The organism is Neorhizobium sp. USDA 3394, from assembly GCF_056280385.1.
On the sequence record NZ_JBWCDU010000001.1, the window covers coordinates 2774987 to 2788348 of the forward strand.

16 protein-coding genes are annotated in these 13362 nt (G+C 61.3%); 5 read left to right on the plus strand and 11 right to left on the minus strand.

Going from position 1 to position 13362, the window contains the following annotated elements:
- The first annotated feature begins 9 nt into the window (after nucleotides 1-9).
- Nucleotides 10-1389, plus strand: a complete 1380-nt coding sequence (locus ACZ9EJ_RS13695; RefSeq protein ID WP_046641599.1) for a TIGR03808 family TAT-translocated repetitive protein — start codon at nucleotides 10-12, stop codon at nucleotides 1387-1389.
- Here ACZ9EJ_RS13695 and ACZ9EJ_RS13700 read toward each other — a convergent pair.
- Nucleotides 1386-1664 (minus strand): ribbon-helix-helix domain-containing protein, encoded by a 279-nt coding sequence (locus ACZ9EJ_RS13700; RefSeq protein WP_046641598.1) that lies wholly within the window; start codon nucleotides 1662-1664, stop codon nucleotides 1386-1388. The genes ACZ9EJ_RS13695 and ACZ9EJ_RS13700 overlap by 4 nt on opposite strands.
- Nucleotides 1665-1797: 133 nt before the next feature.
- On the opposite strand from ACZ9EJ_RS13700, the gene ACZ9EJ_RS13705 reads away from it, so the two are divergent.
- Nucleotides 1798-2457 (plus strand): glutathione S-transferase family protein, encoded by a 660-nt coding sequence (locus tag ACZ9EJ_RS13705; RefSeq protein WP_046641597.1) that lies wholly within the window; start codon nucleotides 1798-1800, stop codon nucleotides 2455-2457.
- A gap of 4 nt (nucleotides 2458-2461) precedes the next feature.
- Here the strand turns inward: ACZ9EJ_RS13705 and ACZ9EJ_RS13710 are convergent, their stop codons facing one another.
- The gene (locus tag ACZ9EJ_RS13710; protein WP_046641596.1) at nucleotides 2462-3358 is read right to left on the minus strand and encodes a LysR substrate-binding domain-containing protein; all 897 of its coding nucleotides are present in this window, start codon (nucleotides 3356-3358) and stop codon (nucleotides 2462-2464) included.
- A 102-nt stretch (nucleotides 3359-3460) separates the two neighbouring features.
- Between ACZ9EJ_RS13710 and ACZ9EJ_RS13715 the strand changes: the two genes are divergently transcribed.
- The gene (locus tag ACZ9EJ_RS13715; protein ID WP_046641595.1) at nucleotides 3461-3661 is read left to right on the plus strand and encodes a hypothetical protein; all 201 of its coding nucleotides are present in this window, start codon (nucleotides 3461-3463) and stop codon (nucleotides 3659-3661) included.
- An 87-nt stretch (nucleotides 3662-3748) separates the two neighbouring features.
- On the opposite strand, the gene ACZ9EJ_RS13720 is transcribed toward ACZ9EJ_RS13715, so the two are convergent.
- Both ACZ9EJ_RS13720 and ACZ9EJ_RS13725 read right to left on the minus strand, forming a co-directional pair.
- Nucleotides 3749-4381, minus strand: coding sequence for a glutathione S-transferase family protein (locus tag ACZ9EJ_RS13720; protein WP_046641594.1), 633 nt, complete (start codon nucleotides 4379-4381; stop codon nucleotides 3749-3751).
- Between the two features lie 66 nt (nucleotides 4382-4447).
- Entirely contained in the window at nucleotides 4448-4804 is a 357-nt protein-coding gene (locus ACZ9EJ_RS13725) for a hypothetical protein (protein WP_046641593.1), read from the minus strand.
- Nucleotides 4805-4930: 126 nt separating this feature from the next.
- Here ACZ9EJ_RS13725 and ACZ9EJ_RS13730 point away from each other — a divergent pair, with 126 nt between their 5' ends.
- Complete coding sequence (locus ACZ9EJ_RS13730) at nucleotides 4931-5686, plus strand: DeoR/GlpR family DNA-binding transcription regulator (protein ID WP_046641592.1); 756 nt, start codon at nucleotides 4931-4933, stop codon at nucleotides 5684-5686.
- 239 nt (nucleotides 5687-5925) lie between these two features.
- Here ACZ9EJ_RS13730 and ACZ9EJ_RS13735 read toward each other — a convergent pair whose 3' ends face one another.
- On the minus strand, nucleotides 5926-6933 hold the full coding sequence (locus tag ACZ9EJ_RS13735; RefSeq protein WP_046641591.1) for an asparaginase: 1008 nt from the start codon (nucleotides 6931-6933) through the stop codon (nucleotides 5926-5928).
- A 94-nt stretch (nucleotides 6934-7027) separates the two neighbouring features.
- On the opposite strand from ACZ9EJ_RS13735, the gene ACZ9EJ_RS13740 reads away from it, so the two are divergent.
- Complete coding sequence (locus tag ACZ9EJ_RS13740; RefSeq protein WP_046641590.1) at nucleotides 7028-7765, plus strand: DUF3750 domain-containing protein; 738 nt, start codon at nucleotides 7028-7030, stop codon at nucleotides 7763-7765.
- A gap of 73 nt (nucleotides 7766-7838) precedes the next feature.
- Here the strand turns inward: ACZ9EJ_RS13740 and ACZ9EJ_RS13745 are convergent, their stop codons facing one another.
- The 6 genes from ACZ9EJ_RS13745 to ACZ9EJ_RS13770 form a co-directional block, all read right to left on the minus strand.
- On the minus strand, nucleotides 7839-7985 hold the full coding sequence (locus tag ACZ9EJ_RS13745; protein WP_080954168.1) for a DUF1127 domain-containing protein: 147 nt from the start codon (nucleotides 7983-7985) through the stop codon (nucleotides 7839-7841).
- A gap of 606 nt (nucleotides 7986-8591) precedes the next feature.
- Entirely contained in the window at nucleotides 8592-8873 is a 282-nt protein-coding gene (locus tag ACZ9EJ_RS13750; protein ID WP_046641589.1) for a helix-turn-helix domain-containing protein, read from the minus strand.
- Between the two features lie 13 nt (nucleotides 8874-8886).
- Entirely contained in the window at nucleotides 8887-9198 is a 312-nt protein-coding gene (locus tag ACZ9EJ_RS13755; protein ID WP_046641588.1) for a type II toxin-antitoxin system RelE/ParE family toxin, read from the minus strand.
- Nucleotides 9199-9244: 46 nt separating this feature from the next.
- Entirely contained in the window at nucleotides 9245-10246 is a 1002-nt protein-coding gene (locus ACZ9EJ_RS13760) for an NAD(P)H-quinone oxidoreductase (RefSeq protein WP_046641587.1), read from the minus strand.
- Between the two features lie 100 nt (nucleotides 10247-10346).
- Nucleotides 10347-12152: a bifunctional diguanylate cyclase/phosphodiesterase gene (locus ACZ9EJ_RS13765; RefSeq protein ID WP_046641586.1), complete on the minus strand. Its 1806-nt coding sequence runs from the start codon at nucleotides 12150-12152 to the stop codon at nucleotides 10347-10349.
- 173 nt (nucleotides 12153-12325) lie between these two features.
- Nucleotides 12326-12874 carry an HdeD family acid-resistance protein gene (locus tag ACZ9EJ_RS13770; protein WP_046641585.1) on the minus strand — a complete coding sequence of 183 codons (549 nt, stop codon included), beginning with the start codon at nucleotides 12872-12874 and terminating at the stop codon, nucleotides 12326-12328.
- Nucleotides 12875-13362 lie beyond the last annotated feature (488 nt).

The following is a 13362-nucleotide window of genomic DNA, read 5'->3' on the forward strand; positions in this document are numbered from 1 at the left end:
AGACGCTGGATGATTTCGAGACGAACGGCATTGACGATGATCGCGGGTGCGGCGGCGGCGGGAGCCGTGCCTCGGCCCCTCCTCGCCGCTGCCCAGGGCTTTTCGACGATCGACCTGCGCGGCTCGATCGATGCCGGCGCACACGGCGTCACCCCGGACGGAGGCGACAAGCAGAACCGCAAGCTCGCGGAGATCATCGCCAAGGCGGCGCGCCAGAACATGCCGGTCTTCCTGCCGCCCGGAAACTACCCGGTGTCCAATCTCGATCTGCCCGAGGGTACCCGCATAACCGGCGTGGCCGGGGCTTCCCGGCTCGTCTATTCCGGCGAGGGGCGGATGCTCACCGCCGACGGGGTGCGCCGCATCGAGCTTTCCAACATCGTCATCGACGGCGCGAACCGCGGGCTGGGCGACCAGAGCCCGGCGCTCGTCACCATGCGCGGCATCAGCGAGATCGCCATCGACAATTGCGAGATCATCGGCTCTCGCAGGACCGCGGTGCAGTTCGAACGCTGCGGCGGGCGGATCGAGCGCAGCCGCATTTCCGGCGCCGCCGAATACGGCCTCTATGCGGTCGAGAGCACCGGGCTTTCGGTCACCGGCAATACGGTCTTCGACTGCGGCAATGGCGGCATCCTCATCCACCGCTGGACCAAGGGCACCGACGGGACGATCGTTTCCGGCAACCGCATCTTTCGGATCGGCGCCACGAACGGCGGCACCGGCCAGTACGGAAACGCCATCAACCTGTTCCGGGCGGGCAACGTGATGGTGACCGGCAACCAGATCTCGCATTCGGCCTTTTCGGCGATCCGCGCCAACAGCGCCTCGAACGCGCAGATCGCCAACAATACCTGCCTTGCCTCCGGCGAGACGGCGATCTATGCGGAATTCGCCTTCGAGGGCGCGATGGTCTCGAACAATATCGTCGATGGCGCGGCAAACGGCATCTCGGTCGTCAATTTCAACGAAGGCGGAAGGCTTGCGACCGTCGCCAACAATATCGTCCGCAACCTCACCCCCACCGGCCCCTATGTACTCGACGGAGCGATCTTCGGCGTCGGCATCAGCGTCGAGGCGGATACGGCGGTCACCGGCAACGTCATCGAGAATGTGCCGCTCTGGGGCATGGCGCTCGGTTTCGGGCCGTACCTGCGCAACGTGCTCGCCAGCAACAACATCGTCCGGCAGGCGAAGGTCGGCTGTGCGGTGACGGTGGTCGAAGGCGCCGGCGCAGCGCTGATTTCCGGCAACCTGTTCGAGGCGGTGAAGGACGGCGCGGTGATCGGCCACCGGTGGAAAACGCCGTCCACGGCAGAACTCGGCCGGGGCGACGGGCAGGCCCAGGGGTTCAAGCATCTGACGATCGAGAGCAACCGGATCGTTTAGTCTTTCGCCACCATCTTTTCAAAACGGGCGTCAAGGCGTTTTCGGACCTCCTCAGGAGACAAGAGGCGGTCCGGGTGCGCTTCCATTTCATCCAGCGTCGGAACCACCTCCTCCACCAACCACTTCTCGATCGCCGCGTCGCGGGCGAGCAGCGTGCGCAGGCCGTCGCGGATGACTTCGCTTTCGGTGGCATATTCGCCGGAGGCGACCTTGGCCTTGACCATCTGCGCCATTTCGAGCGGCAGGGTGATGCTGAGCGACTGGGTGGTGCGCATGATCGGCTTCTTTCCAAGAAATCGGACACGATTAAATCCTATCGAAAACTTTCATGGTCGTCCAACGCGGATTGGTCTTCCGTTTAGGGCGGCCTGCCCGTAGCTTGCGCTCGCATTTCCTGGAGGGACTTTAATGCTGAAGATCTATGGTGTTTACCGTTCGCGCGCCACGCGGCCGCTGTGGCTCGTCGAGGAACTGGGTATTCCTTTCGAACATATTCCGATCATCCAGGGCTACCGCCTGCCCGAGCCGATGGCACCGGGCGCACCGGTCAACACGCTGTCGCCGGAATTCCTGAGCATCAACCCGATGGGCTCGATCCCGTCGATGGACGACGATGGTTTCGTGCTGCACGAATCGCTGGCGATCACGCTCTATCTTGCCCGCAAATACGGCGGCGAACTCGGGCCGAAGGATATCGCCGAGGAAGGCCAGATGGTTCAGTGGTCGTTGTTCGGTGCGACCAGTATCGAGACCCCGGCGCTGAAGATCTCCGCCACGATTGCCGGCGGAAGGGCGGAAACGGAAGAAGGCAAGGCCGATATCGAAGTCGCCGCCCGCACCCTGAAGCGGCCCTTCGACGTGCTCGAAAAGCACCTTTCCAACAACAGCCACATGGTCGGCGGCCGTTTCACGGTGGCAGATATCAATGTCGGGGAAGTCGTGCGTTATGCCCAGGGATATGCGCCGCTGTTCGACAGCCGTCCGGCCCTGAAAGCGTGGGTCGAGGCCGCCCAGGCTCGCCCCGGCTTCAAGGCGATGTGGGACAAGCGAACCGCCGAACCGGCGTAACGCCTTAACTTCGGCTTTCCGTGAGCGGCGGCAGCTCCGTCTTCAGCCAGTCCCGGAAAGCCCTCACCTTCGCCGGCACCCGAGCGCCGGCGCGGGTGACGAGATAATGCCCCATGCCGGTACGTGCCCGGATCGAAAACGGCTCGACCAGCCGCCCCTGTTCCAGCGCGTAGGTGGCAAGCGTATGCCAGGCGAGCATCACGCCCTGTCCGGCGATCGTCGCATCGAGGCAGAGCGAGGCGTCGTTGAAGACGTGGCGGGTCGCCATGCCGGCGCCCGACAATCCCGCTTCGTTCAGCCAGATCTCCCAGGAAAACATCGAGGGGCCGTCGATGATCGTCGGCAGTTTCAGGATATCCTTCGGCTCCTTCAGCTTTTCGGCAAGCGTCGGCGAGCAGACCGGAAAGACCGTCTGCTCGATCAGCAGCTCGGCATCGACGCCAGGCCAGGTGCCCGGCCCGACGCGGATGCCGAGATCGATATCGTCGACACCGAGATCGGCGAGCCTGGTCGTCGCGTCGATGCGCAGGCGGATTTCCGGGTGCAGGCTGGAGAACCGATCGAGCCGGTGGACGAGGAACCGGGCTGCAAACACGGGTGCGACGGAAATGGTCAGCAGCGCATCGTCATGCCGCCTGCCGATCGCCACCGCTTCGGAAAGCGCATGGAAACCTTCGCTCAATCGCACCAGCATGGGCCGCGCCGAATCGACCGGCATCATGCCTTTCGGCAGACGCTGAAAGACCGGTTGGCCGAGCTGGGCTTCGGCCTTGATCACCTGCTGGCTGACGGCACCGACCGAAACGCCGAGTTCGTCGGCAGCCGCCTGCAGCGAGCCCAGGCGTCCGACCGCCTCAAGCGCCCGCAAGCCGTTGAGATGCACGAGATTGAGATTGCTCATATAGTTTTTCTATAGTCACATTCTCAAGAACTCAATTGAAAAACCGAACGGAAAAGCCGATGTTACGTCTGCAAATGGTCACATATTTGCGAGGTAACGGTCATGGTACCGCTGAAGATTTTCTTAAACTTGAAAGCCTGGTTGGAAACGACCGAAACATTGACGGACCTGCAGTCGAACGACGCGTTCCGCCATCCCGACATCCGCGCGATGGACCTTCGGCAGCTCGCCGACCTGCCCTTCCCGCGCCTGGCTCAAGCCGATACGAACTGCAATAAGGCGCCTCTGGCGAAATGCGCCTGACGCCATCGTGACCCACTCCCCCAGGAGAGGAGCGGGCGGCTGAGGTGAATTCCATGTTCGAGCGGAAAAGCTCGCCGTCTTCCGGCGTTAGACCGCAGTCGCGGCAGCCTGTTCGGCCAGGGCGCGCTGTACGGCCGGACGCTGTTTCATCCGCTCGTAGTGCGCATTGACCTTCGGAAAGTCCGCACGGTCGAGCTTCATGTTCGCGAGCCAATCGGTCATCAGGTATAGATAGGCGTCGGCCACCGAATAGGTTTCCCCGAGCACGTAGGGGCCTTCGAGCAACGAGTCCTCGATCACCTGAAAACAATCGTGAAAGACCTTTGGCGCCTTGGCGACCATGTCGTCGAAGGAGGACTGGTTGTCCGCCCAGCGATAACCGCGGCGCCAATGGGCATAGGCGACATGCACCGTCGAGGCGATATAGGCGTTGAACGCCTGCATCTTGCCGAACAGGAACGGGTCGTCGAGCGGCGCGAGCTTCGCCTCGGGCGCCGATTGGGCGATGAAGGCGAGGATCGCGACGGACTCGGTGATGATACCCCGGTCCGTTGCGAGTGCCGGGACGCGGCCCTTCGGGTTGATCTTCAGATAGGCTTCCGACTGCTGTTCCTTGTCGGCGAATTTCACCCATTTGATCTCGTAGGGCAGACCGGATTCGGCAAGCGCGATGTGGCTGGCCAGCGAACAGGCGTTGGGCGAAAAGAACAGCGTATACATGAAAATCCTCCTTTGGACCGCGCCGTTCTAGCACGGTTTTTCAAGCCAGAAGTCTCAAACCGCCGGTCAGCTGACACCGGGCACATCTTCCAGCCGATGCCAGACCGGAATGCCGCGTTCGTTGGCGATCCGGACATCGTTGTCGGCGCCCTTGGAAGCACCCGGCAGGCGCAGGACGCCTTCGCAGAGCTGCAGCAGACGTCCTGCCACCGGGTGAAAGATCTCCTCGTAGAGATCGTCGCCCACATGTTTTCCGCCGGCGGCATGCCAGACCGGCAGCGCCACCCATTCGCCGATCATCGGCACATGGCCGGCCTTGAACAGCGCATGCGACGGCGCTTCGAGCCGCTTCAGGTTCTCGGCCATCTTCTCAGGATCGTCTCCAGTGCCGGAGCGGTAGGGGCCTGCAATCAAGATCAACATCTTCGTTTCTCCAACTCGTCCGCATTCATCGCGGAATTGCACGAATTTGCCTGACACGCTTTACATTAGCGGTAATATCAGGCATAAATGCGCTTATTCATGCAATTTCGTGCAGAGTCAAGACCCATGCTGACAAGCCAACGCAAGAGCCTCCTCCTCGACATGCTGCGCCGGGAGGGGCAGGTCATCGCCAAACGAGCGGCGGAAGAATTCTCGCTTTCAGAGGACACGATCCGGCGGGATCTTCGGGAAATGGCGGCGGAAGGGCTGTTGCGGCGGGTGCATGGCGGGGCGATGCCCATCTCTCCCGACCTGCCGGATTTGTCCGCCCGGCGGGCCGTGTCATCGGGTGTGAAGCAGCGGCTTGGCAGGGCTGCGGCCGACATGGTGAAGCCGGGCCAGACGATCTTTCTGGACGGCGGCACGTCGACAGCAGAAATCGCCCGCGCCCTGCCCCGCGACTTCGCCTTCACGATCGTCACCCACAGCCCGACGATCGCGGCGGAACTCGAGCATCATCCGACAGCAGAGGTGACCCTGATCGGCGGGCGGCTTTACAAACATTCCATGGTCGCGACAGGTGCGGCGGCCATGGCGCAGATCGCGCTGATGCGGCCGGACATATTCTTCCTCGGCGTCACCGCCTTACATCCGGCCCGTGGGCTCTCGACCGGCGATTTCGAGGAGGCCGCGATCAAGCGGCATATCGCGGCCTGCTCGGCGGAGACGATCACGCTGGTCACAGAAGAGAAGCTGGATGCGGTTTCACCGCATGTGATCATGCCGGTTTCGGCATTGTCGGGCATGATCGTGCAGGAGGGAATCGAAGAGGAGCGGATTGCGCCTTATCGGGCGATAGGTGTGGGCCTCATGGAGGCGTGAGGCGAGACGCAGAGGATCTTCGGCGCCTCCGCCTTCGCAGGCACTGCCCTCTCCTTCGTCATCCTCGGGCTTGACCCGAGGATCCATCCACGCGAAGTCTTTCGCGTGAAAAGAATGCCATTCGCCGCAAACGCGGCGGTGGATCCTCGGGTCAAGCCCGAGGATGACGGCGTGTGGGGAAATGGTCGCGCCAATCTCGTCCAGCGGATTACATTTCGACCGAAACAGTCTCGCCAACCTCACGCAAACAGCGCGTCGGTCACCCTCACATCGCCCACATGGATGCCGTTCCAGTTCTTCATCGGCTTGTTGGCCATCGCCATCAGCTTGGCGTGCACCTCGCCGCCCTTTTCGAAATAGCGGGCGATCAGGGCGAAGATCATCGCCTCGGCGGCGCGCGTGGTGCCGTCCTCGCATTTCACCGCCATGGCGATGCCCTGGTCCGGAAGGGCGGCGATGAAGACGCCTTCGGCGCCGGTCTTGGCAAAAATCTGGCCGGGCGCGACGTCCATCAGTCTGGTGCAGGCGCGGTTGGTGCCGGCAACGTAAAAGGGCTCGGCCATGCAGGCATCCATCAGCCGGCGCGAGGCTTTGGCGCGTTCGGCCGACAAGGTGTTGCCGGTCGCCATCTTTGCGAAACCGTGGGCAAGGCCTTTCAGCGGCACCGCATAGGTCGGGATCGAGCAGCCGTCGGTGCCGCAATTCTGGTGGCCGATAATGGCGCCGGTCAGGGTTTCCATCGTGCCGCGGATTTCGGCCTGCAGCGGATGGTCGTAGTCGACGTAGCCTTTCAGATTCATGCCCGTGTGCACGCAGGTACAGACGAAGCCGGCATGTTTGCCGGAGCAATTGTTGTGCAGTGCTGTCGGTGCCTCGATGGTGCGGGCCTGATGGATCAGCACCGCCTGTTCCGAAGACCAATGGGCGCCGCATTCGAGCGCGCTATCGTCGCGGCCGGCCTTGCCGAGCATCGAGGCGGCCATCGCCACATGCGCGTCCTCGCCGGAGTGGGAGGCGCAGGCAAAGGCGAGTTCCTTGTTGCCGAAGCCATAGGCGTCCGCCGCACCGCTTTCGATGAGCGGCAGCGCCTGCATGGCCTTGCTGGCGGAACGGGGGAAGACATGCGCGTCCGCGTCGCCGAACGAGAAGAGAACCTTGCCATCGCCATCCACGACGGCGCCGAGCCCGCGGTGACGGCTTTCGACCAGGCTGCCTCTGGTAACTTCGACGGTAACGGGGTTTTGCATGGTCTGTCCTGAAATTGCCGGTTTCAATGTGCCTATCGTCTGGCGATATCACAGGCTCTTAAACGAGTCCGGCGGGATTTTCATGGGGGACCGTATGAAATCGGTTAAGCGGTTGTTTCTGGCCATCTTCATCGTCTACCTGGTTCCGACCTTCGCATCCGCCGGTCTCTGGGCGATGAAGGAGCGTCCGTCGGGCTGGCGCGAGGCACGCTGGTCGTCGGCGGGCATCCTACCGAAGCCAGAGACAAGCGACGAAGCGGCGATCTACGTCTTCTCGGCAATGACGGGTGGCCTGAAGGGTGCCGTGGCGAGCCATGCGTGGATTGTCTTCAAGGAAAAAGGCGCGAAAACCTATACGCGCTTCGACAAGGTGGGGTGGGGTTCGCCGATCCGCCGCAACGGCTATTCGCCCGACGCCTACTGGTATTCCAACACGCCGCAGATCGTTACCTCCGTCACCGGTTCGAAGGCGGAACTGCTGATCCCGAAGGTCGAGGGCGCGATCGCCGCCTACCCTTACGCGGAACCGGGCGGCTACACGATCTGGCCGGGGCCGAATTCCAACACCTTCGTCGCCCATGTGCTGCGCAGCGTGCCGGAGCTTGACGCCGTGCTGCCGCCGCACGCAGTCGGCCGCGACTATCTGCCGGACGGCGAATTCATTCATCTGGACGACGACTGGCGCGACGTGCATGTGACCGTGCGCGGCCTCATCGGCCTGTCTGCCGGCTTGCGCAGCGGGTTTGAAGTGCACTTCCTCGGCCTGGTCGCGGGCCTCGATATCGCCAATCCCGGCATCAAGGTGCCGGCGCTCGGACGGATCGGGATTTAAGATGGCAGCTATGCATCAAATGCAAAACGCCCGCGGATGCGGGCGTTCGACAAACATGCAGATCAGATGGCGATCAGAAGCCGACGGCCTGACGCGCGACCCGGCGGATATCGCCCTGGGCGATGCCGAGATCGTCGAGTTCGCGCGGTGTCATACGGCCCAGTTCGGCAACCGTCTGACGGTACTTGCGCCAATTGTTGAGAGTGCGTGCGACGTTCATGATGGTTCCCCTTTCCTGGGACTTTCGAAGCTTGAGCGCCAGTCCTTGTCGCTCTCGTTTGCTTCGATGACGCTTATATAAGCTCATCAAACGTGCACTGAAAGCGCCCACTCAGCAGGCCACCCATGCGAGAGGCGCATAGGTCTTTCTCATATTAGAAATAATGAAAAATGAAGAGCCGTCGGCCGAACAAAAGCCGCTGAAAATGAAAGGCCATAAAATGGAAAAGGGCCGCTCGAGGCGACCCTTCCATGAGTTTGGTCCGGTTGAACGAACCCGGGGCGCTTCGTGAGCTCCCCGAAGGAAGATGAGGTTCAGGCCGAGGGTTGCCCCGTCAAAACCGCCACCTTTCCATTGCCCGTTACACAGACCGAAATCTCACTAGACATTGGATCACCTTCCTTTCACTACGTTGACGATGATTAAAAGGTAAGTGCCAAAGCCCTGTTCTGCAAGCCACGTTATATAAACGATTGCGTATTTAATTGAGTTGCGGCGGCGACCTTCCACCCCTAGAATTCGCCAGCTTCGATCGAGGCAGATTCTCCCCTTCAGCTCAAAGTCACCACGATCTTTCGGATTTCGGCCAGCTTGCAGGATCGGAAATCAGGCTGCGTCCGCGATATCCAGCCGGACGGAAAGCCCAACTCTCCCGGCCAATTCAACGAGTGCGTCCAGACTGAAATTTGCGATCCTGCCCCGCAGCAAGTCATTCAGGCGCGGCTGGGTGATACCGAGGCGAGCCGCAGCATCCTTCTGAGTCACATTCCAGTTCCTGACCTTCTGCTCGATTGCAATCAGCAGGGCCGACCGCATAGACATATTGGCCGCTTCCGCCGGAGTGTTTTCCAGCGCGTCCCAGACATTTGAAAAGCTCTGGCGTTCCATTGGTCCAATCCAATCAGATCTGCCGCAGACGCGCGGTGGCAATATCCAGATCCCGCTTTACCGTCTGCTGCGTCTTTTTCTGAAACGCATGCAGGACGTAGACGGCATCCTCTATTTTGGTCACGTAGATGATGCGAAAAGCGCCCGCCTCGTCGCGGATGCGAATTTCCCGCACACCCGGTCCGATCGTCGTCATAGGCTTCCAGTCGCTCGGCTCAAGGCCAAGCTGAATTTTATGCAACTGGACGCCCGCTTCCTTGCGGGCGGCCTCCGGAAAGTCCCGCAACTGCTCCAAGGCATCACCGAGAAATTCCAGCCGCTTCATATCGGTCCGTGATTTATATCAAAACAAGTATAATTTCGCAAGCCGCTTATACAAGCTTCACCACGATCTTGCCGATATGGCTGCTGGTTTCCATCAGCTTGTGGGCCTCGACGACGTCTGCGAACGGCAGGACGGAGTGGATGACGGGGGCGACCGTTCCGTCCTCCAGGAGCGGCCAGACCTGGGCCAGAAGATCGTCGCGGATGGCGCGTTTTTCGTCTGCCGTGCGCGGGCGCATGGTCGAGCCTGTGACCGTCAGGCGCTTCACCATGATCGGCGAGAGGTTGACCTTTTCGGCGATGTTGCCGCCGAGGAAGGCGATGATCGACAGGCAGCCGTCCTTGGCGAGAACCGAGAGGTTCTTTTCGAGATAGGCAGCACCGATCATGTCGAGCACGACATCGACGCCCCGGCCGCCGGTTTCCGCCTTGATCACCTCGGCAAAGTCCTCGGTCCTGTAGTCGATGCCTCTCGCAGCGCCGAGCTTTTCGCAGGCCTCGCACTTTTCCCTGGAGCCGGCCGTCGCGTAGACCGTCGCGCCGAACGCCCTGGCAAGCTGGATGGCGGTCGTGCCGATGCCGCTGGTGCCGCCATGGATCAGCACGCTCTCGCCTTCGGTCAGGCCCGCCATCTGGAACAGATTGGCCCAGACGGTGAAGAAGGTTTCCGGCAGCGCCGCGGCCTTGACCGCATCATAACCCTTCGGCCATGGCAGTGCCTGCCCGGCAGGAACGGTGCAATATTCCGCGTAACCGCCGCCGTTTGCGAGCCCGCAGACCTTGTCGCCGGGCTTGAATTCGCTGACGCCCTCCCCGATTGCCACCACTTCGCCTGATACTTCCAGGCCAAGGATCGGGCTTGCGTCCTTCGGGGGCGGATAGGCGCCCTTGCGCTGCTGCACGTCGGGGCGGTTGATGCCGGCCGCCTCCACCTTGACCAGGATCTCGCCCGGCCGCACCGCCGGCAGCGGACCGCTGGCAATGGTCATCACCTCCGGCTCTCCGAAGGACGGCAGATCGACGAAACGCATTTCGGTGGGAAGCGGCATGGCAGAACTCCTCTCGGTGCGGCCACCGACGAGACCGGTGACAGGTCCCTGACTTAGGATAGTCGCCTCGCGATAGGAAGGCGGCGTTCCGCCGCCTAGGTCATTTTGTCTCGCCGAAACTTGCGAAAACCAGACCGCCCTCGTTTTCCTTGGCTTCCGCCTTGACGGCGGCGATCTCCGAACCGATGCGGCCGACATCGTCGAGCAGCAGGCCCTGCGGCAGTTCGAGCACGCCGATCGAGCAGCGCAGCAGCGGGAAATCCCGCTCGGCGCCGGAACGGTCGTGGCCGCGGATCTTGCCGGCGGCGCGTTCTTCCGGAGAATAGAGTTCGACGACATCGTCATGGAAATCGGAGAGCAGGCGTTCGAGGATTTCGTTCAGCTCGTCGCGGGTCCAGCCGCGCACGCCAATGAAGAAATCGTCGCCGCCGACATGGCCGAGGAAATCGCCGTCGGAGAAGAAATAACGCTTCACCAGAGCTGCGAACAGCGAGATCGCATGGTCGCCCATCTGGAAGCCGTAATGATCGTTGAACGGCTTGAAGTTGTCGAAGTCGCAATAACAGAAGAAGCGGGTCTCGTCGTCGTCGCGGCCGGTCTCCTGCATGAAGTCGCGGATGGCGCGGTTGCCCGGCAGGCCGGTCAGCGGGTTCTGGTCCTGGGCGATCTTCAGCTGCTTTTCGTTGACGACCTTGATCAGCGAGGCGGCGGAGACGACGCCCGCATACCGCATGTTTTCCGTCAGGATGACGCAGGCGCTGTTTTCCATATTGGCAAACAGCGTCATCAGTTCTTCGGCTTCCGCATCCAGCCCGACGATCGGGGCTCGGTCGACGAAATGCGAGATCGAGCGTTCATAGACCTTGTTCTTCAGGAGATCGCGGCCGAAGGGCTGATAGATATATTCCTTGAGGTGGTATTCGTTGATGACGCCGCGTGGCTCGCCGTTCGCATTCAGCACCGGGAAAAAAGCCTGGCGCGGATTGCGGCGAAACAGGTCGAAGACGCTGTCGATGCTCTGGTTCTCGTAGACGGTCGGCAGGTGTTCGATCTGCTTGCGGATGAGGATTTCGTCGAGCGACTGGCTGGAGCGCCGGGTACGGCCGATATCGGCGAGATAGGGGAAGGACGGCTGCAGTTCTGACACGAATGTCGTCGGCCGGGCTATGAACCAGCCCTGGACGAGATCGACGCCGTATTCGCGGCAGGCAAGGAATTCCGCTTCCGTCTCGATGCCTTCCGCGATGACGCGAATGCCGAGCACGTGGGCGATGTTGACGATGTTCTTGACGAGGTGGCGCTTGCGCGGGTTCCCGTCGATGCCGGCGACGAAATGGCGGTCGATCTTCAGGTAGTCGACCGGATAGTCGCAGAGCAGCTTCATCTCGCCATGGCCGACGCCGAAATCGTCGATCGCCAGCTTGAAGCCCTCCTTCCGCATCTGGGTGACCAGATCTGCAAATTCCGGCACGCTGGTATTGTCAAAACGCTCGGAGAATTCGAAGCAGACGGACGACGGAGCGATATTCGCCGTGCGCAGGTGCTGCACGACCTTTTCAAGGAAATGTTTGCCGTGGCGGATCAGCCGGACGTCGAGATTGAGGAACAGGGTCTGGGAGGAGAAATCCGGCAGGCTGGCGAATTTCGCCAGCGCCCGGGTTGCCATCATCTGTTCGAGTGCCAGAAGCTGGTCGGTCTCCTGGGCCTCATCGAGCAGTTCGAGCGGTGAAGAGAAACCGATCCGCTCCTGGCCGCGCAACAGCGATTCATAACCGAAGACGGAACCGGTGCCGACCTCGACGATCGGCTGGAAGGCATTTTCCAGGACCAGTTTGGCTAGAGTGACAAGCTGATCGCTCGCATACCGGCGGAAAACGCCCGGTTCCAAGATGGCCGCAGACGACATCACTCATTACTCCACTGCGCAATGGCCTAAAACATGCCTCAACACGAATGTCAGGTTCCCAGCAATTGGTCAAAAATACCTTTCCCGAACATGAAGGTTGGATGAAAGTTTTATGACGATAAAAAGCATTTTTATACAAGATTTTAGAGACTTAGAGGCAACCCTTGCGTGCCTCAGGGCTTGGCCGCAAGCGCGACCGCGACCAGGGCCCAGCCCTGCATCGTCAGGTCGATCGCGAGGAACAGGCCGAGGATCCAGAGGCTGTTGACCGGCCAGCCGAGCGCGATGACGAGGCCCGCAAGCGCTGTAATGACGCCCCCAAAAATCACCCAACCGGATCCGCGCATCGGCCGCATCCTAAAGCCGACCCAGAGGCGGAAAATGCCGGCGACGATCAGTGCCACCGCCATGAAGAAGGTGACGATGACGGCGGTCAGCGCCGGGTTCCAGAAGGCGAGCAGGCCCGCGATCGTATAAAGGATACCGCTCGCCGCCCAGAACAGGATATGGTCCCAGCCCTTCACCTGGAAGGCATGGACAAGATAGGCGACGCCGCCGGTCAGCATCATCATACCGATGTAAAAGACCGACGCGACCGTCGCCACGAAGAGATTGGCGAGCGCGAGAAAACCGAAGAGCAGCAGCAGGATGCCGAGAGCAAGAAACCAGCCCCACTTGTCGCGGACCGTCGATACCGACGGCGTATCCAGACCGAACGTCATGGCCAACCCCTTTTTTGCCTAAACCTCACCCGAACCTAATGTAAAGGATGTGGAGCAGGCTTGATCCGGGTCAACGGCGCGCTTTTGGAACAGGAAGGTTCGCAATCGCTTCTTGATTGCGAAGACGATCGAAAATAACTCAAATCACTGAAGGAATCTAAGGCAAATCGAGATGGTCACAGCCGAGCGACGACGCGCGACGCCCCACTTCCTCAAAAGCGGCGCGATTGCAGGTGGTGAGGTATCGTGGCCCATCCGCAGCAGCACACGCGGGTGGATCCTCGGGTCAAGCCCGAGGATGACGGCGGAGAGGGAGGTGCGACGGATGACAGGAGAAGCCTCCCGGCAGCCGGCAACCTCATCTGTTGCGCCAACCGATCCCACGCGCTCCGTCATCCTCGGGCTTGACCCGAGGATCCATCTGCCTGGCCTCCGGGCATTGCCTGCCGCGCGCGAAAGTGCCGGCTCCCCACGCCATCCCGACAATT